Genomic DNA, 21,768 nt, shown 5'->3' with positions numbered 1-21,768 from the left:
TTTATGGAAGTATTTTATTTTGCAAAAATATTGATCGCATCTCTTAAAAATTCAGCTGCGCCGTCTTTTACTTTATCGTAATAGGCTTTAAAGCGTTCATCTGCAACATACATTTCACCCAGGCCTCTGTGAGCTTCTTTTGAATAAGACGGCCATGTGAATGTAAGCCATTGTTTATGTTTTGCTGCGAGTTCTTGTGCTAGCGGAGATGCAGGGTCGCCTGTTTCCATTGCTTTTGGTAACAGCTCAAAAATTTCTTCACCAATTTTCACCATTTCATCGTATTGTTCTTGCGACATATTTTTAAACTTCGCATTGGATTCTTCTACTGTCCTTTTTCCGTATTTATCACGGATTTCCTCACCATATTTTTCTTCGTTTTCTTGGATTAATTTATCTTTAAATGCTTCAAATTTTTGTTGATCTGACATTTGAATTTCTCCTCTCTCATAAGCGATTGTTTTTTCAACCGTTTCAATTAATTTTTCCAGTCGGGATTTTTTTTGTTCTAACTGATATAAATGTGATTCTAATGCTTTAGTTTTATCGAACTCTGGATTGTTCATAATAGAAGTAATTGTTTCAAGCTCAACACCTAGTTCTCTAAAAAACAGTATTTGCTGTAGACGATCTACTTCATTTTGACCGTAAATTCTATATCCAGAACTATTTATTCTTGTTGGTTTAAGTAAGTTGATTTCATCGTAATAGCGTAATGTTCGCGCGCTAACATTCGCTAATTTGGCAAGCTTGCTAATGGTGTACTCCAATTGAATCCCTCCTGTATTTACATCATAAAGGTTAACGTAACGTAAAGGTCAAATAGTTTTTATAAATTTCTTTGATTTTTTTGATGAACTTTTCAATTTGTCAGATCGAAATAAGTAATCTAAGTTTTACTAGTAACTTAACTTAAACTGTCTTAATATGTATAAAGTATGAAAAATAAACGGTATTGTAATTCCGTGCGAGGTTATGAAAATGGATCACAAAAAAGTACAATTAAATCAGCCTAAATATGCAAAAATTGCAGCTGATATCGCATCAAAAATTGTAGAAAAAAAGTATCAAGTAGGAGAAAAAATTTATGCACGTTCTTCTCTTGCAAGTCAATATGGTGTATCTGCGGAAACGGCTAGAAGAGCCATTGCAGTGCTTCAGGATTTAGAAATTGTTGAAGCGACTAAGGGTAGTGGAGTCATGATTAAATCCTATGAAAAAGCAGCCCAGTTTGTACATCAATTTTTAGATGTACAGTCCATTCAACAAATTCACATAGAAATGCTTGAAAGTATGAAACGCCAAAAAGAGGAACTAAATTTTTTACAGGAAATTACTGAACGCCTTGTAAGTAGGACAGAAAGATTTCGTTTTGTAAATCCATTTGTTCCTTTTCAAATAGAAGTTTTAGAACATTCCCCATATATTTCTCGTTCCATTGGGGAAATTAATTTCTGGCAAAACACATCTGCGACAATCGTCGGAGTTAAACGTGGACAAGAATTATTTATTTCACCTGGACCATATATAACAATTGAGCCAAAAGACATCATTTATTTCATCGGAAATGACGAAAGTTTAGAGCGAGTGGAAAAATTTTTACATTCCTAATAAAGAGCCCTTGAATACCGAAATAATGGTATTTGTGGGCTTTTTCTATATGTTTTTATAAGGTAGATTACAAGATTGGCAGTTTGACACAAGTAACAACCTTTTGTTACGATTAAGTTGTTACTTGGAGGGGAGATGTGGTTTTATCCAACTAATGGAAAGGAGAATGGTATGGAGAAGATCAAGATAGAGAACGTATCGAAAATTTTTGGAAGACATTTAAACCAGGCTTTAAAACTAGTTGAACAGAAAAATAGTAAAACGGAAGTCCTAAAACAAACTGGTGCAACAATCGGGGTTTACAATGCCAATTTTACCGTCAATGAAGGTGAAATTTTTGTTATTATGGGGCTTTCAGGTAGTGGTAAATCTACATTAGTCCGTTTATTAAATCGCCTCATCGAACCCACGAGTGGAAACATCTACATAGATGGCGAAAACATCTCCAAAATGAATAAACAGCAACTCATAAAAGTCCGCAGAGAAAAAATGAGTATGGTTTTTCAAAACTTCGGCTTATTCCCACAAAGAACTGTACTAGCAAATACGGAATACGGATTAGAAATCCGTGGTATTCCAAAAGAAGAAAGACGATTGAAAGCAGAAAAGGCTTTAGATAATGCGGGGTTATTACCATATAAAGATCAATACCCAAGCCAATTATCAGGTGGTATGCAACAACGAGTAGGATTGGCAAGAGCATTAGCTAATGACCCTGACATTTTGCTGATGGATGAAGCTTTTTCTGCGCTCGATCCATTAATCCGTAAAGATATGCAAGATGAATTACTGGATTTACAACAAAAGATGAAAAAAACCATCATTTTTATCACCCATGATTTGAATGAGGCGCTGCGTATAGGAGACCGTATCGCATTAATGAAAGATGGAGAAATTATTCAAATTGGTACTGGGGAAGAAATTTTAACGAATCCAGCAAATGATTATGTAAGAACGTTCCTTGAAGATGTTGACCGTTCGAAAGTATTAACAGTTGAGAACGCCATGATTCGTCCGATTTCTATCAATATTGATGTAGACGGTCCTAAAGTTGCATTACAAAGAATGCGGGAAGAAGAAGTAAGTGTGGTTCTAGCTGTTAATAAATTAAGAGAGTTCAAAGGTTATATAACTGCTGATGATGCACTAGAAGCATCTAAGCGTGGGGAAGGTAGCCTTGTAAATTATTTAAGAACTGATATGCCAACAGTTGAAAAAGATATGTACATTCAAGATGTTTTAAGTATTATTTCTGATTCTAAAACTCCACTAGCTGTTGTGCATGATGAAAAATTAGTAGGAGTCTTAATAAGAGGCGTGGTCATTGAAGCACTCTCTTCAAGTGATGAGAATGAGGGGGGGAAGGAAAATGTACCAACTACTTGATTTTATACCATCAATTCCAGTTGCAAAAAGCACTGAAATTGTGATGGATTGGCTAACAGATACATTTGCAGGATTCTTTGATGTTATTAAAGAAAGTGGAAAATTCTCAATGGAGTGTGTGACGGATATCTTAGAATGGATTCCTCCAATTCTATTTATCTTAATCATTGCAGTTATTGCCTTTTTTGCAACAAAAAGAAAATTTGGTTTAGCGATTTTTTCAATTGTAGGACTTTTATTCATTTATAACCAAGGTCTTTGGGAAGAGTTAATGAATACAATAACGCTTGTATTATTTGCAAGTATTCTAGCGATAATCATCGGGATTCCTTTAGGGATTCTAATGTCTAAAAGTAAGTTTGCAGAAGCAACTATTCAACCACTACTAGACTTTATGCAGACAATGCCAGGGTTTGTTTATTTAATTCCAGCAGTGGCATTCTTTGGTATTGGAGTAGTACCTGGTGTATTTGCCTCTATTATCTTCGCATTACCACCCGTTGTACGCTTTACAAACCTCGGAATTCGTCAAGTACCAAAAGAGCTTGTAGAGGCTGCGGACTCTTATGGTAGTACAGGTTGGCAAAAATTATACAAAGTAGAATTGCCAATTGCAATGCCAACGATTATGGCGGGAGTAAACCAAACTGTCTTATTATCTCTTTCTATGGTAGTTATTGCCTCAATGATCGGGGCTCCAGGTTTAGGACGCGAAGTATTATCTGCATTGCAACAAGCAAAAGTAGGTAATGGATTTGTAGCAGGTGTAAGTTTAGTAATCTTAGCAATCATTTTTGACCGATTAACACAAAGCATAATTAAAAAGCGTCAAGAGTAATGTGAATCGTTTTTATATATAAGATTTTAATTCAAATGAGTAGTCTGAAGCCGAGGCTGTTTGTTTACAAACTTAGGGGGACGAAAAAATGAATAAATATAAGAAGTTAGGACTGACAGCAGGATTATCCTTCACTTTATTATTAGCTGCTTGTGGCGGAAGTGGTGAGACATCGGTGGATAATGGTCAATCAAGCAATGATAATGATCTAGGTGAATCTTTAGATTACACCATTACCGGTATAGAACCAGGTGCAGGAATAACTGGTCAAGCGAAAAATACATTAGCAGAATATGAAAACTTAGAAGGTTGGGAGCTTCAAGAAAGTTCAACAGCTGGTATGCTAGGTGCCCTTGAGTCGGCTATTAAGAACGAAGAACCAATTGTTATATTAGGATGGACACCACACTGGATGTTTTCAGCATATGATTTGAAATTTTTAGAAGACCCTAAAGGTACTTTTGGTGGAGCTGAAGATATTCAAACAATCGCTAGAATCGGTCTAGAGGAGGAGCTACCTGAAGCATATACGATTCTTGATCGATTCCATTGGGAACCAGCTGATATGGAATCGGTAATGTTTGAATCGGAAGAAAATGATATTCCAATAGAAGAAGCAGCGAAAAATTGGGTAGAACAAAATCCCGATAAAGTAAAGGAATGGACAGATGGCGTGGAAAAAGTAAATGGTGAAGAAATTGAATTAGTAACAACTCAATGGGATTCAGAACTTGCATCTGTCTATGTAATGGAAGAAGTATTATCACAACATGGATTTGATGTTTCTATCACGCCTGTTGATCCAGCGGTTGTGTTTCAAGCAATTGCTACAGGGGAAGGAGATGCCTCTCTAGCACCATGGTTGCCAAGTACACACGGTGCTTTTTATGAAGAATATAAAGAAGATATTGTTGACTTAGGACCAAATTTAACGGGTACTCAAAATGGGTTCACAGTTCCAGCATATATGGATATTGACTCTATCGAGGATTTACCAGCTAAAAAATAATAAATGACTAGATACCTATAAATAAGGGGGAAGATCCAATTGAAATTTAAAAAATTTAAAATGTTAGGTTTAACACTAGGAGTTGGAGTATTACTTGCAGCTTGTGGTGGAGAAGAAGGAGCTACATCTAATAATGGTGGAGCCGACAAAGAAGTTAATTTAGCCTATGTTGAATGGGATAGTGAAATTGCTTCAACACATGTAGTAGGAAAAGTTTTAGAAGATTTAGGTTATGATGTTACACTAACTCCTTTAGATAATGCAATTATGTGGGAAGCTGTATCAAATGGGGAGGCAGACGCAATGGTTGCTGGATGGCTACCTGGGACACACGCTGCTCAATATGAAAAATATAAAGATGGCTTAGTAGAACTTGGCGAAAACCTATCTGGTGCAAAAATTGGTTTAGTCGTACCGTCTTATATGGATGCTAATTCAATTGAAGACTTAACAGATGAAGCGGACAAGAAAATCACAGGTATCGAAGCCGGTGCAGGGGTAATGGCTGCAACTGAGAGAGCAATTTCTGAGTATGAGAATTTAGATGGTTGGGAACTTGTACCGTCATCATCTGGAGCAATGACAGTAGCATTAGATCAGGCTATTAAAAATGAAGAAGATGTGATTGTAACAGGTTGGTCGCCGCACTGGAAGTTTGCTGCATATGATCTGAAATATTTAGAAGATCCTAAAGGTGTGTTTGGTGGAGAAGAAACAATTAATACATTTGCTCGCCAAGGATTAGAAGAAGATTTACCAGAAGCATTTAAAGTAATTGATGCATTCCACTGGACAAGTGAGGATATGGAAGAAGTAATGTTAGATATCAATTCAGGTACAAGTCCAAAAGAAGCTGCTGCAAAATGGGTAGAAGCTAACCCAGATAAGGTTGCTGAATGGACAAAAGATGTAGAAAAATAAGTAAAAGAGCTTGCTATGACGACAACTCATAGCAAGCTTTTATTTTGTTAAATCATATCCAACAACTGTCCAAATTCCTGTTTCGTCTTGACGAATAAGTCTTTTTAGATAGACCATTTTAATAGGAGAATCAATATCGTTCACTTCAACGACTGCGTCTTCATTATTACTAAATACAAGCTTCAAATTTTCATACTCAATAGGATAGTCACCCACAATTCCTTCAGGAAATAAGTGTAGACTAGCGAAAACTTGAGCTGTATATAATGGGTCGAGTCTCCAAGGTGAATGTCCTTCATCGACACTTTTTTGAGTTGCTTCTTCTATTTTTAAGTCAACATTTACATCAACTTGTGGATTTATCTTATAATCGTCGGCCTGTACAGGAAACATGATATGCTCATAACCAACTACTGTTTCTAATTCGAATGTTAATTCATTAGATTCCAAATAAGCAGGTATTGAATATTCATTGATAATGTCCATTCATAAAACCTCCGAATTTTTGGCCTTATAGATTTCAAATTTATTATTCACAATAATATATATTTTATCCAACAATATCAGAAAGTTAGTTTTATTAAAGGATTAGTAGCGGATAAAATAAAAAATAACCGCAAAAAGTGATCATCCACTTGTTCACGGTTATCATTATTAATTTATTGGAATCCAAACCTCAGAATAATAATCCGGACTAGATGGATTACCATTCGAATATACTTCTAATTCAGGATCACCAGTCGGTTTATATGGATTAGAAGGAAACCATTCGGAATAAATTTTTTTCCAAGTTTCTTGGATAGCATGTGGCATTGCTCCATGAACTTCAAAAACAACCCACTTTGAAGCTAGAATTTGATAAGATAAAAAACCTTCAGGAACTTCGCCATTGTGCGCGGTAGCAACCCAATAATCCATCAATCCAGTGCCTTTTTGATTTTCAACAACGATACAAACTCCTAAAACCCCTTCAACTTCTCCATTATTTAAAGCAAACAAATGGTCATTTGTACCGTCCATATGAACGTCTTGCCAAAACTGAGGAATTTCTCGTGTATTTTCTCCATTCTGACAATTATAAGTTCTTTTAACACCTACAACTTGAAACGCATCCTTTTCAATAATCTTGTAATTCATTGGTACTGCCCCTTTCAATTGTATTTGAATGACTAGGCGATTATATGATTGGATTGAGCCCATTTTTTTACGAGCTTCTGATGGTGTAACTCCATGCTGTTTTCGAAAAGCCTTTGTAAAAGCCTCAGGTGTCTCGTAGCCGTACTTAAAGGCAATATCTATCACCCTATTATCAGTATTTATTAACTCTTGTGCAGCCTGTGTTAAACGTCTTCTTCTTATATAATCACCAACCGTTTGATCAGTTAAAATCGAAAACGTTCGTTGAAAATGAAATACAGAGGAATTCGCTGAAGATGAAATCTGTTCAATGGTTAAGTTTTCATCTAATAAATTATTTTCAATATAATCAATTGCTTTTTGAATCGACTCAATCCAACTCAATCTTATCACCTCGTAATTTATTGTATTTTGTTACAATCGGATCATCTTGTTTTTAAATGCGGTCATTGGACAGTATGATGATATGGGTATATAACTTTAACTCTGATTTTAACAAAAGTATAAAAAGTAATGATATGATACAAATAATAAGCATCTAAGGAGTTTAAATTTTCATGAAACTTTCTAAAAGAGAAGCGGGTATTTCCTATTTGAAAGAACAACAACAGTTGTTTCGTTGTCCCATTTGTAAGAGTGAAATGAGGCTCGATGATAATGGTACATTACGTTGTATTGAACAACATTCATTTGATATTGCGAAACAAGGGTATGTGAACTTTTTAACTAAACCTGTTCATTCTATGTATAGTAAGGAATTATTTGAATCTCGCAATGAAATTATTAATAGCGGTTTATATGACCCGGTGCATGAGAAAATTGCACAATTATTAACTTCAAATATAAATTATATTTTAGATACTGGATGTGGGGAAGGTACGCATTTAGTAAAAATAACTGACAAACTAAATTCTGAAATCGTATCCGTTGGGATTGATATCTCAAAGGAAGGCATTCAAACGGCAGCTAAACACTATGAACAAAAAATATGGTGTGTAGGAGATTTAGCCAATAGTCCATTTCAAAAGGAATCGTTTGATTGTATTCTCAATTTCTTGTCACCTGCAAATTATGATGAATTCAAACGGTTGTTATTACCAAAAGGAAAAGTCATAAAAGTTGTACCTCAAGAAGGTTACTTACAAGAGTTAAGAAAACAAGCATTTGCTCAATCGGAAAAAGAAAAGTATTCGAATGAACAAACCGTCCAACGATTTAAAGATTTCTTCTCAAAAGTGGAAGTTCATCGAATTACTTACACAAAACAACTGGCGCATACACTTGTACCAAAACTTCTTGAAATGACACCACTTGGATGGCACGTAACCAATGGGAACGAAATGGATATTAACGAAATATCTATCGATCTTGATATACTTGTTGGAGAATGATCATAAAACATCAATTGAATCGACTATAGTTTATCGATTACAATAACTATAAGACAAATAGTATAAGGTAGGAGACATTCGTGTTATATAATTTTGGAGCAAGATTAGTTAATGCTTTTTTAACTGTTAATGGTTCAAAAGCAAAAGTATATGGAAAAGAAAATTTACCAAATGAAGATGAGGGCTATATCGTAGCATGTACTCATAATGGGTATGTAGATATCTTAAACCTAGGTGTTTCTATTTTTCCGCGTCAAATACACTTTATGGCGAAAAAACAATTATTCGAAGGGAAGGTATTAGGACCACTAATTACTAGGTTAAATGCCTTTCCGGTAGATCGTGATAACCCAGGTCCTAGTGTTATTAAAATTCCAAGACAATTGATAAAAGAAGGAAAAATCGTAGGGATTTTCCCAAGTGGTACAAGATCCTCTGAAAATTTAGAGCTTAAACAAGGTGCTATTACAATTGCACAACTTTCTAAAGCGAAAATCGTACCAGCAGCTTATATTGGTCCACGTAATATAAAAGAAGTATTTAAACGTCAAAAAGGTTATTTAATTTATGGGGAGCCATTTACTGTAGAAAGTGGTAAGGAAGGCCGCGAAGCTGCAACAGAGTTTTTAGAAGCAGAATTAAATCGACTTACGCAAGTATTAAAAGATATGCAATCTAAGTAAAGTGACCAACACTCTCCCAAAATGGAGAGTGTTTTCTTTAAGGAGGAAAACTAGCATGATCAAAGTATTATTTGTTTGCCTAGGTAATATATGCCGCTCTCCAATGGCAGAAGCAGTTATGAGAGACTTAATTGAAAAGAATGGACAATCGGATAAAATTAAAGTAGATTCTGCTGCCACAAGTTCTTGGCACATTGGAGAAAGTCCGCATAAAGGGACATTATCAAAGTTACGAGAGTTTAATATAACTACATCAGGCATTAAAGCGAGACAATTACAAAAAGATGATTTTGAGAAGTTTGATTATATCATCGGAATGGATTCGAACAATGTTCGTAATATCCGTGATATGCTTGGCCAACCAGATCATCCAAAGATTTTTCGTTTTTTAGATTTAACCGATCATAAAAAAGATGTACCAGATCCTTATTATACAGGTGACTTTCAAGAGACTTACGAGCTAGTATTAGACGGCTGTCAGGCTCTATTAAAAATTATTCTTGATAATTTGAAAGATTGATTTCTATTCTATCTTTTAACTTTTAAGGTTCTTGGTGTATAATATTACAGTCTCATTTACTTAAAATAGGTGAACATACCTTAATGTATATCCATAAACAATGAAAGAGAGTGATCCCAATGGGTCGTAAATGGAATAATATTAAAGATAAAAAAGCAGAGAAAGATAAAAATACCAGTCGTATTTATGCGAAATTTGGTGTTGAAATCTATGTAGCTGCAAAAAAAGGTGAACCAGATCCAGAATCAAATGCAGCTTTAAAAGCTGTACTTGAACGTGCGAAAACTTACAATGTACCAAAGCATATTATCGATAAAGCAATCGATAAAGCAAAAGGTGCTGGCGGCGAAGATTACGATGAGTTACGTTATGAAGGATTTGGTGTTGGCGGAACTATGGTAATTGTTGATGCATTAACAAATAATGTTAATAGAACAGCTTCAGATGTTCGTGCTGCATTCGGTAAAAACGGCGGAAACATGGGTGTAAGTGGTTCTGTAACTTATATGTTTGACTCAACTGCGGTATTTGGGATCGAAGGAAAATCTGCTGATGAAGTATTAGAAATATTATTAGAGGCAGATGTAGACGCTCGTGACGTATTTGAAGAAGAAGATATAACAATCGTTTATGCTGAACCAGATCAATTCCACACTGCTCAAGAAGCGTTTAAAGCTGCGGGAATTACAGAATTTACTGTAGCAGAGTTAACTATGCTACCTCAAACTGAAGTAACATTATCTGAAGAAGATAAAGTGAAATTTGAAAAAATGATCGATGCATTAGAAGATCTAGATGATGTTCAACGTGTATATCATAATGCAGATTTAGAAGATTAATATTGCTCTTAACAAAATCCAGTAGCGTTGGCTACTGGATTTTTATATTGTTTTTAGTTCAAGTACTCGTTTATTCTACTAGATTGCTAGATTTTGCAAATCATTATATAATTAAAATTCGAACTATTCAAAAAATGCGAAATGGGGTAATATTATGGTTACTTTTAAGGAATATGATTACAAACGACCTACACTTGATGCTTTATCTAATGAAATGCGTAAGTTAATTGAACAGTTTAAAAATGCCGACTCTGTTGAAGTTCAGACAGAAGTGATCGAACAAATAAATAATTATCGCAATGATTATAGTACAAATGCAAGCTTAGTTTATGTTCGTGCCTCAATTGACACGAATGATGAGTTTTATCAAAAAGAAAGAGATTATATCGATGAAATTTCACCTCAATTTGAGGAAATCATTTTTGAATATTATCAAGCGTTAGTGAAGTCACCATTCCGTCCTCAGCTTGAGGAAAAATGGGGAACACAACTTTTCTCATTAGCTGAAAATCAAATTAAATCTTTCTCACCAGAAGTGATTGAGTTATTGCAAAAACAAAACAAACTTACTTCTGAATATAGTAAGCTTGTTGCTTCAGCACAAATTGAATTTGATGGTAAAACATTAACATTAGCACAATTAGCTCCATATGGTGAATCGACTGATCGCGAAGTGCGTAAAAAAGCGATGATTGCTCGCTTCGATTTCTTTAAAGAAAACGGTGAGAAGTTTGATGAAATTTATGATTCACTAGTTAAATTACGCCATCAAATTGCTACAACATTAGGATATAAAAATTATGTTGAACTTGGTTATGTGAATATGAACCGAGTTGATTATGACGCTGAGATGGTAAAAAACTTCCGCGATCAAGTAAGAGATTATATTGTTCCTGTTGCTACAAAGCTATATGAAAGACAAGCAAAACGAATTGGTGTAGAAGACTTTAAATATTATGATGAAGGCTTAAATTTCCTTACAGGTAATGCAAATCCACAAGGTGATGCAAAATGGATTCTTGAAAATGGTAAGAAAATGTATGAAGAGCTTTCACCTGAAACAGGCGAATTCATCAACTATATGATTGATCATGAGTTAATGGACTTAGAAGCGAAAAAAGGAAAAGAAAGTGGAGGATATTGCACATTTATCGAAAATTACGAATCTCCATTTATCTTCTCGAATTTCAACGGTACTTCAGGTGATATTGATGTACTTACACATGAAGCTGGACATGCTTTCCAGGTGTATTCTAGCCGTAACATTGGAATTCCTGAATACCTATGGCCAACATATGAATCAGCAGAAATTCATTCAATGAGTATGGAGTTCTTCACTTGGCCATGGATGGAATTATTCTTTAAAGATCAAACGGAAAAATATAAATTCACACATTTAACAAGTGGATTATTATTCTTACCTTACGGAGTTGCTGTAGATGAGTTCCAACATGTTGTCTATGAAAATCCTAATATGTCGCCTGCTGAACGAAAACAAGCATGGAAAGAAATTGAGAAAAAATACTTACCACATAGAGACTATGATGGTTATGACTATTTAGAACAAGGTGGATTCTGGCAACGTCAAGGACATATCTACAACAGTCCATTCTATTATATTGATTATACACTTGCTCAAGTTTGTGCATTCCAATTCTGGAAACGTTCAAGAGAAAACTTTGAGGAAGCATGGAAAGATTACCTTCACCTATGTAGTTTAGGTGGGTCAAAATCCTTTACAAAACTTGTAGAAGAAGCTGGCTTAATTTCTCCATTTAAAGACGGTTCTATTGAGTCTATTATTGCATCTATAGAAGAATATATTTCATCAGTAGACGATTCTAAACTTTAATATCAAAAACCTCTCGACTTTCGAGAGGTTTTTGATTTATATAAATGGAATTTTTGTTAATATATAGTCATATATGTTTTAATTGTTTAATTTTGGTGAAAACTAGTGAAAGATTTATAGAAGGGAGTGAGTCTTGTTATGACAAAAAAGGTTTGGTTTCAAGTAGGCATCGGACTTTTACTATTACTATTTATTATTAAATACACCATTGAAATACACTGGATTTTTAATCCGCTTTTCATTATTTTGCAAACTATTTTTATACCTTTACTTATTGGTGGCGTTCTTTACTATGTAACAGAACCAATTCAAAGAGTTTTAGAAAAGCGCGGAGTTCCAAGATGGGGAAGTATTATTACGATCGTGTTATTATTGTTAGGCGTTTTTACAGGTTTGGCAATATTAATCGCCAATCCGATTTCAACGCAGATTAATAACTTAGTAAAAAATGCTCCATTTATTGGGGATAAGATCATGGAAGCAACAGACTTTATAATGGCTAACAAGGACAATTTACCACCTCAGGCTCAGCAAATGATTGATTCTATAGTGGATTCAATTCAAGGAATAGCCGTAGCTGGTAGTCAAATGATTGTTTCGTTTATTAGTGGTGCTGTATCTGCAACATTTACGCTAATTTTAATTCCGTTCTTCTTTATTTTTATGTTAAAGGATCACGAGAAGTTTGCACCACAAATTTATAACATTTTTAGTGGTGAACGCCGTCGTTGGGTAAAAGAAACGTTAACGGATATTGATACTGTGTTAAGAAATTATGTGCAAGGTCAAGTAATGATTAGTGCAATTTTAGCCGTTTCAATTTATGTAGGATATCTATTTATTAGACTGGATTATTCATTATTACTTGCTATTTTCGCGTTCTTTATGAATATGATTCCGTTTATAGGACCGTGGATTTCTTTAGCACCTGCTGTTGTAGTTGCCCTAGCGGAAGATCCAATATTAGTTGTTTGGGTTTGTGTCATTACCCTTGTTGCACAACAGGTTGAAAGTAACTTAATCACTCCAAATATTATGGGGGAAAAGTTAAACATCCATCCATTAACGGTTATCTCGATCGTTCTTGCTGCCGGAAACATTGCCGGATTTATCGCAATTATTATTGCAATCCCAACATATGCCGTGATTAAAGCAATTGTGATCAATATTTACGAAGAACGTAAAAAGATAAAAGAAGCAGCAACGAAATCTGTTTAATTAGTAAAGGAAGTAAATCGATTTACTTCAAAAATTAGTAAGAGTTAGTTGGAATTGACGAACAGTATGCCAAATAGGTGTGCTGTTTTTCACTGTAGGAATAAGGTATACTGAAAAACGATAAGGTGAAACTTCAATCAGTAGGTTTTGTCCACCACTGATTGTTAGTTATACATGGATAAATCGTATTAAAAGGGGCTTATTAATGTTAACATTTGAACAAAAACAAAAGATTATTGAATCATTTCCTGAATTAGCAAAAAAAGAAATTTCCTTAAATAGAGTAAATTATCATTTTGAAGGTAGTTTACATGAAAAGACGATTGTCGTAGAGAAGCTTCATCCAAATGGGAATGGTTTTGTATACGTCGGAGACTTATTGAAATATCAAACAGAAGCGAATGATAAAGGGCTTGTTAATATTAGAGACTATAATGAATCTGAATTAAGAGAAATCGTGGAAGATGCGATTTTTTACTTATCTGAAGACCCTGATCAGCCTATTGAAGAAAGATGGCGCTCTAAAGAGGGTACTACCATTGAATTAGTTTATGAAAAACGTAGTTGGAATGTATATTTCCAACAAAACTTAGAAGAAAGCTTTGGAACACGAGAAGCCGCAGTTTCTTATTTAAAAGAAGAAGGATTTAATAAAGAATAAAAGTAAAAGAAATTTGAGGAGTTACATATGAGTGGGAAAAAGGCAGCTATTGCTGTGGTAAGTATTTTAATCATAGCGATCATTTTAATCGTAATAGCATTTCAAGCATTCTTTGCAACATATGAACCAAAACAAACCGAGCAAGAACAATCATCATTTGAACGAATCGAAGTAATCGATGCGACTGACCTATTGTAGGTTGATCGTTTTTTTGATTAATTGCAAAACAAAAAGTTGAGTGGCATGCATGTCCACTCAACTTTTTTAGAAGAATATATTTAAAATAAAGTAAATAATGGCAGCCATAATAGCCGATATTGGCATTGTGATAAGCCATGTTAACACGATTTTACGTGCAACTCCCCATTTAACTCCCTTAACTCGTTGTGCAGATCCAACACCCATGATAGCTGAGGAAATTACGTGAGTTGTAGATACTGGTAAATGGATAAGTGTCGCCCCGAAAATAATTGCTGCAGATGATAAGTCAGCAGCTGCCCCGTTAACAGGACGAATTTTCATAATTTTACCGCCAACTGTTTTAATGATTTTATATCCACCAATCGATGTTCCTAATCCCATCGCAATCGCACAAGCAATACGTACCCAATCTTGTACGGAATCATCTGTTTGTAATCCAGAAGCAATAAGTGCCATTGTAATAATCCCCATTGCTTTTTGGGCATCGTTTGTACCATGTGTAAAGGACTGGATAGCAGCCGTGAATATCTGGAAAGTACGGAAACCTCGATTTGTTCGATATAAGTTCAAGTTTTTAAAGATTACTTTAAATAACGACATGATAATAAAACCAACTGCTAGTGCAAGGAATGGAGATAATACCAGACCAATCAGAATACTTGAGAACCCACTGTAATTTAAAATTCCAAACCCAGCTGCAGCAATAGCAGCACCAGCAATAGAACCGATTAATGTGTGTGAGGAACTAGATGGTATACCGAAATACCACGTTAGTAAGTTCCAAGTTATTGCAGATATTAATGCAGCTAAAATAACAATCGTTCCTGTAGTATCATCAGGGGTTGTATTTAAAGCAAATGGATCAACGATATCTTTTGCAATTGCTTTTGCTACTCCAACAAAGGTAATGGCTCCTAGAAAGTTCATCACAGCTGCTAATAATACAGCTACACGTGGTGGTAGAGCACGCGTTGAGACGGATGTAGCGATTGAATTTGCCGTATCATGAAATCCGTTGATAAAGTCGAACGCAAGTGCAAATATGACAACCAAAATAGTAATGATTAATATTGTATCCATAAAAGTCCACCCTACGCGTTTCGCATAATAATCGTTTCAAGAGTATTCGCAACATTTTGGCAGTAATCTGCAATATCTTCTAGTTGGTTGTAAATATCTCTGAATTTGATTAAGCGAATAGGATCTTTTTCTTTTAGGAATAATTGTTTGATGGAAGTACGGGAAACCTCATCACACTCACGTTCGTAATCTTTAATAAGGATGATGTGTTTACGCATTTCCAATAAATTTTTTCTATTCAATAATTCAATTGCTGAAACAATTTCATCTGCACTTTTTGTAATGAACTTTAAAAATGTGCGCATTGATTCATCAAGTTCTGTGAATGAGAACATTTCAAAATGAGCGATACAATGTTCCATTCCATCTAATACATCATCTAAACGATTAGCTAAAGCTAAAATATCTTCTCTCTCAATTGGTGTCATGAACGATTTGTTTAACATAACAATTAGTTCGTGGATTAAATGGTCACCATCTGTTTCGTACTGTTTTAATCTAATTGAAACATCTTTTAAGTCCGCAATCGATTCGTATTTAGCGTTATTTGCATAATGAACCGCTTCTCTCATATTTTCAGCGATTTTATGTAATGACGAGAAAAATGGATCTGGTTTTCTAGAACTAAACATGTAATGCCTCCTGGTTTACGCGAGATTTTATTCAAAAACCTTAACTATAATAACAAAATTTTTAAAAAATCTATACACAAATAGTGTTGAACTATACAAAATTTACATTCTTGTAATATTTCTGTTTATTACAACAACAAAAGGCAAGTATGAACTTTGTCAATTGCTTTACCAGTTGTACAAAGTTTACTTGCCATCTAGTATATGTTGTTTTGCTCTAACTATTTAAGTAATCCTGTAATTCGTTTTGTAAAAATGGTTTTGCCGATAAAAACTGAACAAATTCATCATAACGTTTACGTTGTTCAATGGTAGGTTTTTGACCATGATAATAAGCACGTAACAAAATATTCTTTGGTGTATGTTCGATATCAATAAATTCTAATACTTGAGTTTCATACCCCACCAAAGTTAATATTTCAGCACGTATTGAGTCTGTAGCAAGTGCAGCGAAGCGTTCACGAATTAAGCCATGTTGCGTCATAATGTTGAGCGCAGGGGAATTTAATTGGCGATTTAGTTCATGCTGGCAACATGGAACACTTAAAATTACTTTTGCGCCCCATTTTACCGCTCTTGCTAAAGCCATGTCAGTAGCTACATCACAAGCATGCAATGTCACGACCATATCTACCACAGTTTCTTCATTATAATCATTTATATCGCCTACTAAGAACTCCAGATCTTCATATTGTAAGTCAGAAGCAATTTCACGACACTCTTCAATAACTTCCTTCTTTAAATCTAACCCAGTTACTTTTATATTCAATCCTTTTTCAATCTTTAAATAATGATACAAAGCGAAGGTTAAATAAGATTTACCTGATCCAAAATCTAAAATGCGAATTTGTTTATTTTTTGGTAAGTGGTCTAAGGAATCATCGATAAATTCAATAAATCGGTTAATTTGTTTAAACTTATCATATTTTTGCTTTTTGACTTTACCATCTTCTGTTTGAACACCTAATCGTATTAGGAAAGGATAAGGAGTTGCATCATCCAGTAAATACTGTTTTTTACGATTATGTGATAAGTTTACTTGCTTTTCCTTACTCTTCTCACTCTTCCATAAAACCTTGTTCTTTTTTGAAAGTTGTATTTGAACGATCTCATTTACAAACTGAATGTGTAATTGGCGGAATTGTTCTAAGATTTCATCTAATGATTCACTAAATTTTTCCATGGGGATATTTTCATGTTTCAAGATACGTTCAAATTGGTACTCTAATTGGATATGATAGATCCCTTTTAGTTCAATCGGTTTTAGTTTAATTCTTTTTAGTTCATTAGATTTTTGACGAGGTTGACTAACTGTTGCATTTACAAGTTGTTTATTATTTATACGTTGTAAAAGCTCTTCTTTCATTTGTTCAAACTGCATGAAATTTTGACCTCCATAAAGATGTTGAAAATAGTGTAGCACAAATATACTTGAATTGTTGTTTGAGAATTCTTGAAATACTTAAGTTTGGATAACAAAATCCTTTTTTCAAAATAAAAATATTATAGAATTTTTTAAAAATAAATAGTCACAAATTGTTCAAAATATGATAATTTAGTAATATAAATAAAGTGTTATTAATATTTTTATTTTCCAAATTAATATTAAAACACTATTTTACTATTACTACATAAGGGGGAAACATCATGAGTGATTATGTATTTCAATTGTTAGCAATTATTATATATATGCTTGCAATGGTTCTAATCGGTTGGTATGCGTTTAAAAGAACCTCTAGTTTAAATGACTACATGTTAGGTGGACGTGGATTAGGACCAGCTGTAACGGCGTTAAGTGCTGGAGCAGCAGATATGTCTGGTTGGTTATTGATGGGGTTACCTGGGGCAATTTATTTAACTGGTATGGTTGAGGCGTGGATCGCAATAGGTTTAACAATTGGGGCTTGGTTAAACTATATTTTAGTTGCGCCACGTTTGCGTGTGTATACACAAGTTTCAAAAGATTCCATTACGATTCCAAGTTTCTTGGACAATCGTTTACGTGATAAAACAAAACTAATTCGTATTGTATCAGGGATTATCATTTTAGTATTCTTTACATTCTATGTATCATCAGGGATGGTGTCTGGTGGTAAGTTCTTTGAAAGTGCGTTTGGTCTTGATTATTTAACAGGTATGTTAATTGTATCGGCTGTTACAGTAGGTTATACACTATTTGGTGGGTTCTTAGCTGTTAGTTATACGGACTTTTTACAAGGACTTATCATGTTCTTAGCATTAATTTTAGTACCGATCGTTGGTATTTTTATTACAGGTGGTTTTGGTGAAACAGTTGCTTCGATTCAAGCTGTTAACCCAGAACATTTAAATATATTTGCATCAACTGCTACTGTAGCAGGTGTTGTTTCATCTGTAGCTTGGGGACTTGGTTATTTTGGACAACCTCACATTATTGTACGATTCATGGCGATTAAGTCAGTAAAAGAAATGAGACAAGCTCGTCGTATCGGTATAGGTTGGATGATTTTAAGTTTAGTTGGGGCGATGGGTACTGCTCTTGTAGGTTTAGCCTATTTCCAACAAAATAATATGATAGATGAAAACTTTGATCATGAAACAATTTTCATAGCAATGGGCCAGATTTTATTCCACCCATTCATCGCTGGAATAATGCTAGCAGCGATATTAGCTGCAGTAATGAGTACTATCGCTTCACAATTGATCGTCACATCCTCTGCTTTAGTAGAAGATATTTATAAAGCTTTATTTAATAAATCTGCTTCAGATAAGCATTATGTCGGGGCTGGCCGTATAGCGGTGTTAGTGGTATCGGTTGTTGCAGCGCTTTTAGCCTTAGATCCAGAAAACTCAATCTTAAAGTTAGTTTCATTTGCCTGGGCAGGATTCGGTGCTGCTTTTGGTCCAGTAATCCTACTTTCTCTATACTGGAAAAAACTAACAAATATCGGTGCGTTAGCTGGTATGATTGTAGGGGCAGTAGTAGCATATGTTTGGGGAACTGTACCAGCAATTAAAGAATCATTCTTCAACTTATATGAAATTGTACCAGGTTTCGTCCTTGGGTTAATTGCAGCAGTTGTTGTAAGTTTAATTACTTATAAACCAAATGCAGATATCGAAAAAGAATTCGATAAAACCCTTGAACTTTTGAAATCTGAAAGAGAATAGTATATTTTTCCAAATAAGACCTGTAGCATTCAATTGTTACGGGTCTTTATTTTTATGCTTAAGGATATAATAGGATAAGATAAGATAAGATTAAAATTTACCTTTTTGGAGGAAAGTCTGTGAGTGAAATGAAAGAGATAGAAGTAATAGTAGAAAAAGGGATACTTGTCGGAGTAAATATACAAAACGATTCAAATTTCGAATACTCAATGGTTGAGTTAAAAGAATTAGCAAGAGCACTTGAAGTGGAAGTTGTTGGAACAATTACACAAAATTTAGAACGTGTTACTCCTTCACATTATGTCGGAACAGGAAAAATAGAAGAAATTAAACGGTTCTATGATGAATCTGAGGCAAATTTAGTCATATTTAACGATGAGTTATCACCTTCGCAAATTCGTAATTTAGAACGTGATTTAGATACGAAAGTAATCGATCGAACGATGTTAATACTAGATATTTTTGAAAGACGTGCAAAAACTAGAGAAGCTAAAATGCAAGTAGAATTAGCACAACTACAATATATGTTACCAAGACTTGTTGGCCTACATGCTTCTTTATCAAGGCAAGGTGGAGGCACTGGTGGAGGATTTAGAAACCGTGGTGCCGGTGAAACGAAGTTAGAACTAGACCGCCGAAAAATTGAAGATCAAATAGCGAAACTTCGAAAAGAATTAGAAGGAGTAAAAGAACAACGAGAAACACAAAGAAAACAACGTAAGAAAAACGCAATACCAGTAGTTTCGTTAGTTGGTTACACAAATGCTGGTAAATCCACAATTATGAATCAGCTGTTGCAGAAAACTGGCCAATTAGAGAATAAACAAGTATTTGAAAAAAATATGTTATTCGCAACATTAGAGACTTCTGTTAGAAATATTGAACTAGAGGATAATAAATCTTTCTTACTAACAGATACAGTCGGATTTGTTAGTAAGCTTCCACATCATTTAGTAAAAGCATTCCGTTCAACGTTGGAAGAAGCTAAAAATGCGGACTTGCTACTTCATGTTGTAGATGTATCGAATGAAGAATATGAATTTATGATTGAAGTAACAAATCAAACTTTAAAAGAAATTGATGTAGTAGACGTTCCAACAATTTATGTATATAACAAGTCAGATCAGGCGAATGTAAACTACCCATTAGTTAGTGGAAATAATATATGGATATCTGCAAAAGAAGGAGAAGGTCTAGACGAACTAGTTCAAATGATTCGACAACGAATTTTTGCGAATTATGTTAAATGCCAAATGTTAATACCATTTGATAGAGGGGAAATTGTATCGTATTTAAACAAAAATGCAACAGTGCTCTCTACTGAATACGAAGAAGAAGGTACGGTATTGTCTTTAGAGTTAAGAGAATCGGATTATAAAAAATATGAAGAATTTGTATTAGGTAAGTAGAAAACTATATACTAATTACCTATGTAAAAAATTGGATACTATTGTCCTATGTAAATCAACTCGTCTTTTACAATATAATTACATTGTAGGAAAAACGCTACAGTTTATATGATGCAATTTATTAAATTGTATTATGCCTAAATTACTGAACAGCCTGAAAGGATTGAAAAAGATGAGAAAATGGACAGCTTTTTTGCTTACGTGCTTATTTGCTCTTGTATTAACAGCATGTAATAGCACTGCAACGCCAATAGAAAAAGAAGAAGATACTTCTAAAGAAACTGCAGGCGAAACAACAAAAGATGAGAATGAAGAACCAAAAGTTTCTAATTTAACATTAGAAGAAGTCTATCAAAAAGCAATGGATAGACAAAATGAAATAGAAAGTCTTTCATCTGAAGTAACAATGGAACAGTTAATGACGATTGATGGACAAGAAATCAACGTTAAAAGTGACATGACTATTGACATGACGATGAATCCAATTGCTATGTATGCGATCGGAAATTCAACTATGTTTGATCCAACAATTGGTGAAGAAGTTCCAATGGGATATGAAATGTACATGGTGGAAGATGGATTCTTTATCTATGATGAAATGTCAGATACTTGGATGAAGCTACCTGCTGATAGCTATGAACAAATGATGGGACAAACTGCTAACCAAGCAGATGCATCTCAACAGTTAGCTATGCTTCAATCATTCATTGAAGATTTCACTTTTGAACAAAATAATGATCAGTATATCTTAACTTTAGATGCCTCTGGTGAAAAGTTTAACGATTTTGTTTTAGAACAAGCGCTAGGTACTGGTGCAGTTTCTACTGAAGATCAAGCAGTTTTAGAAAGCATTAAGTTTAATGACATGAAATACGTTCTATTTATTAACAAAGAGACTTTCGATACAGAAGAAATAACGATGAATATGGAAATGACTGAAACAGCTTCAGGTGAAACTGTCGTTATGAATACTTCAATGGTCTTCACTAATATTAATGGAATTGATGCAATCGAAGTACCACAAGATATTATTGATAATGCTATTGAACAATCATTCTAATGGTTTAATGACTCCCGTGTATAACGGGGGTTTTTTTATTGTGCGCCCGGCATGGGCTATAACTTGGTGGTGAAAGTCCACTACAGGCTTGGCAGTAGGAACTGTTAGCTAATGGCAAGGGTGTCCACCGTGAGGTGGAATCTGAAGGAAGCCGGAGGCAAATTCCCGAA

The 21,768-nt window shown here is 34.4% G+C and carries 22 protein-coding genes; 16 read left to right on the top strand and 6 right to left on the bottom strand.

All coding sequences use genetic code 11. From position 1 onward, the window contains the following. Window positions 1–14 precede the first annotated feature (14 nt). Window positions 15–770 carry a MerR family transcriptional regulator gene (locus tag ACOQFO_RS05710; protein WP_421688734.1) on the bottom strand — a complete coding sequence of 252 codons (756 nt, stop codon included), beginning with the start codon at window positions 768–770 and terminating at the stop codon, window positions 15–17. 211 nt (window positions 771–981) lie between these two features. Between ACOQFO_RS05710 and ACOQFO_RS05705 the strand changes: the two genes are divergently transcribed. From ACOQFO_RS05705 to ACOQFO_RS05685, 5 genes are all read left to right on the top strand, one after another. Further along, window positions 982–1,611 (top strand): TrkA C-terminal domain-containing protein, encoded by a 630-nt coding sequence (locus ACOQFO_RS05705; protein WP_421688733.1) that lies wholly within the window; start codon window positions 982–984, stop codon window positions 1,609–1,611. Between the two features lie 171 nt (window positions 1,612–1,782). Further along, window positions 1,783–2,997 (top strand): quaternary amine ABC transporter ATP-binding protein, encoded by a 1,215-nt coding sequence (locus tag ACOQFO_RS05700; protein ID WP_421688732.1) that lies wholly within the window; start codon window positions 1,783–1,785, stop codon window positions 2,995–2,997. After that, window positions 2,981–3,835 (top strand): ABC transporter permease, encoded by an 855-nt coding sequence (locus tag ACOQFO_RS05695; protein ID WP_421688731.1) that lies wholly within the window; start codon window positions 2,981–2,983, stop codon window positions 3,833–3,835. The genes ACOQFO_RS05700 and ACOQFO_RS05695 overlap by 17 nt, the downstream gene beginning before the upstream one ends. Before the next feature lie 88 nt (window positions 3,836–3,923). Further along, window positions 3,924–4,844, top strand: coding sequence for a glycine betaine ABC transporter substrate-binding protein (locus tag ACOQFO_RS05690; RefSeq protein ID WP_421688730.1), 921 nt, complete (start codon window positions 3,924–3,926; stop codon window positions 4,842–4,844). Between the two features lie 39 nt (window positions 4,845–4,883). After that, a complete protein-coding gene (locus ACOQFO_RS05685) occupies window positions 4,884–5,765 on the top strand; it encodes a glycine betaine ABC transporter substrate-binding protein (RefSeq protein ID WP_421688729.1) in 882 nt (293 codons plus the stop codon). Between the two features lie 39 nt (window positions 5,766–5,804). Here ACOQFO_RS05685 and ACOQFO_RS05680 read toward each other — a convergent pair whose 3' ends face one another. Both ACOQFO_RS05680 and ACOQFO_RS05675 read right to left on the bottom strand, forming a co-directional pair. Further along, window positions 5,805–6,251 (bottom strand): hypothetical protein, encoded by a 447-nt coding sequence (locus tag ACOQFO_RS05680; RefSeq protein WP_421688728.1) that lies wholly within the window; start codon window positions 6,249–6,251, stop codon window positions 5,805–5,807. Window positions 6,252–6,419: 168 nt separating this feature from the next. Continuing rightward, window positions 6,420–7,286: an AraC family transcriptional regulator gene (locus tag ACOQFO_RS05675; RefSeq protein WP_421688727.1), complete on the bottom strand. Its 867-nt coding sequence runs from the start codon at window positions 7,284–7,286 to the stop codon at window positions 6,420–6,422. A gap of 173 nt (window positions 7,287–7,459) precedes the next feature. Between ACOQFO_RS05675 and ACOQFO_RS05670 the strand changes: the two genes are divergently transcribed. The 8 genes from ACOQFO_RS05670 to ACOQFO_RS05635 all read left to right on the top strand — a co-directional run bounded on the left by ACOQFO_RS05670 (window position 7,460) and on the right by ACOQFO_RS05635 (window position 14,264). After that, a complete protein-coding gene (locus tag ACOQFO_RS05670) occupies window positions 7,460–8,293 on the top strand; it encodes a putative RNA methyltransferase (RefSeq protein ID WP_421688726.1) in 834 nt (277 codons plus the stop codon). An 80-nt stretch (window positions 8,294–8,373) separates the two neighbouring features. Further along, a complete protein-coding gene (locus ACOQFO_RS05665; RefSeq protein ID WP_421688725.1) occupies window positions 8,374–8,976 on the top strand; it encodes a lysophospholipid acyltransferase family protein in 603 nt (200 codons plus the stop codon). Window positions 8,977–9,031: 55 nt separating this feature from the next. Continuing rightward, window positions 9,032–9,496, top strand: coding sequence for a low molecular weight protein-tyrosine-phosphatase (locus ACOQFO_RS05660; protein WP_421688724.1), 465 nt, complete (start codon window positions 9,032–9,034; stop codon window positions 9,494–9,496). A gap of 119 nt (window positions 9,497–9,615) precedes the next feature. Continuing rightward, the gene (locus ACOQFO_RS05655; RefSeq protein ID WP_421688723.1) at window positions 9,616–10,335 is read left to right on the top strand and encodes a YebC/PmpR family DNA-binding transcriptional regulator; all 720 of its coding nucleotides are present in this window, start codon (window positions 9,616–9,618) and stop codon (window positions 10,333–10,335) included. 154 nt (window positions 10,336–10,489) lie between these two features. After that, complete coding sequence (locus ACOQFO_RS05650; protein ID WP_421688722.1) at window positions 10,490–12,187, top strand: M3 family oligoendopeptidase; 1,698 nt, start codon at window positions 10,490–10,492, stop codon at window positions 12,185–12,187. A gap of 138 nt (window positions 12,188–12,325) precedes the next feature. After that, window positions 12,326–13,405, top strand: coding sequence for an AI-2E family transporter (locus ACOQFO_RS05645; protein ID WP_421688721.1), 1,080 nt, complete (start codon window positions 12,326–12,328; stop codon window positions 13,403–13,405). A gap of 205 nt (window positions 13,406–13,610) precedes the next feature. Next, window positions 13,611–14,066 (top strand): hypothetical protein, encoded by a 456-nt coding sequence (locus ACOQFO_RS05640; protein ID WP_421688720.1) that lies wholly within the window; start codon window positions 13,611–13,613, stop codon window positions 14,064–14,066. A 27-nt stretch (window positions 14,067–14,093) separates the two neighbouring features. Continuing rightward, complete coding sequence (locus ACOQFO_RS05635; RefSeq protein WP_421688719.1) at window positions 14,094–14,264, top strand: hypothetical protein; 171 nt, start codon at window positions 14,094–14,096, stop codon at window positions 14,262–14,264. Window positions 14,265–14,330: 66 nt separating this feature from the next. Here the strand turns inward: ACOQFO_RS05635 and ACOQFO_RS05630 are convergent, their stop codons facing one another. From ACOQFO_RS05630 to ACOQFO_RS05620, 3 genes are all read right to left on the bottom strand, one after another. Further along, a complete protein-coding gene (locus ACOQFO_RS05630; RefSeq protein WP_421688718.1) occupies window positions 14,331–15,347 on the bottom strand; it encodes an inorganic phosphate transporter in 1,017 nt (338 codons plus the stop codon). 11 nt (window positions 15,348–15,358) lie between these two features. Then, entirely contained in the window at window positions 15,359–15,979 is a 621-nt protein-coding gene (locus ACOQFO_RS05625) for a DUF47 domain-containing protein (RefSeq protein ID WP_421688717.1), read from the bottom strand. Between the two features lie 217 nt (window positions 15,980–16,196). Beyond that, the gene (locus ACOQFO_RS05620; protein WP_421688716.1) at window positions 16,197–17,360 is read right to left on the bottom strand and encodes a class I SAM-dependent methyltransferase; all 1,164 of its coding nucleotides are present in this window, start codon (window positions 17,358–17,360) and stop codon (window positions 16,197–16,199) included. 266 nt (window positions 17,361–17,626) lie between these two features. On the opposite strand from ACOQFO_RS05620, the gene putP reads away from it, so the two are divergent. From putP to ACOQFO_RS05605, 3 genes are all read left to right on the top strand, one after another. Further along, the gene (putP, locus tag ACOQFO_RS05615) at window positions 17,627–19,129 is read left to right on the top strand and encodes a sodium/proline symporter PutP (RefSeq protein WP_421688715.1); all 1,503 of its coding nucleotides are present in this window, start codon (window positions 17,627–17,629) and stop codon (window positions 19,127–19,129) included. 128 nt (window positions 19,130–19,257) lie between these two features. Next, a complete protein-coding gene (gene hflX / locus ACOQFO_RS05610; RefSeq protein WP_421688763.1) occupies window positions 19,258–20,538 on the top strand; it encodes a GTPase HflX in 1,281 nt (426 codons plus the stop codon). A 172-nt stretch (window positions 20,539–20,710) separates the two neighbouring features. Continuing rightward, window positions 20,711–21,598, top strand: a complete 888-nt coding sequence (locus ACOQFO_RS05605; RefSeq protein WP_421688714.1) for a DUF6612 family protein — start codon at window positions 20,711–20,713, stop codon at window positions 21,596–21,598. Window positions 21,599–21,768 lie beyond the last annotated feature (170 nt).

This window comes from Ureibacillus sp. MALMAid1270, from assembly GCF_049202975.1.
In the GTDB taxonomy this organism is placed as follows: domain Bacteria; phylum Bacillota; class Bacilli; order Bacillales_A; family Planococcaceae; genus Ureibacillus.
Note: the sequence above shows the minus strand (reverse complement) of the source record. Positions and strands in the feature narration are given on the sequence as shown.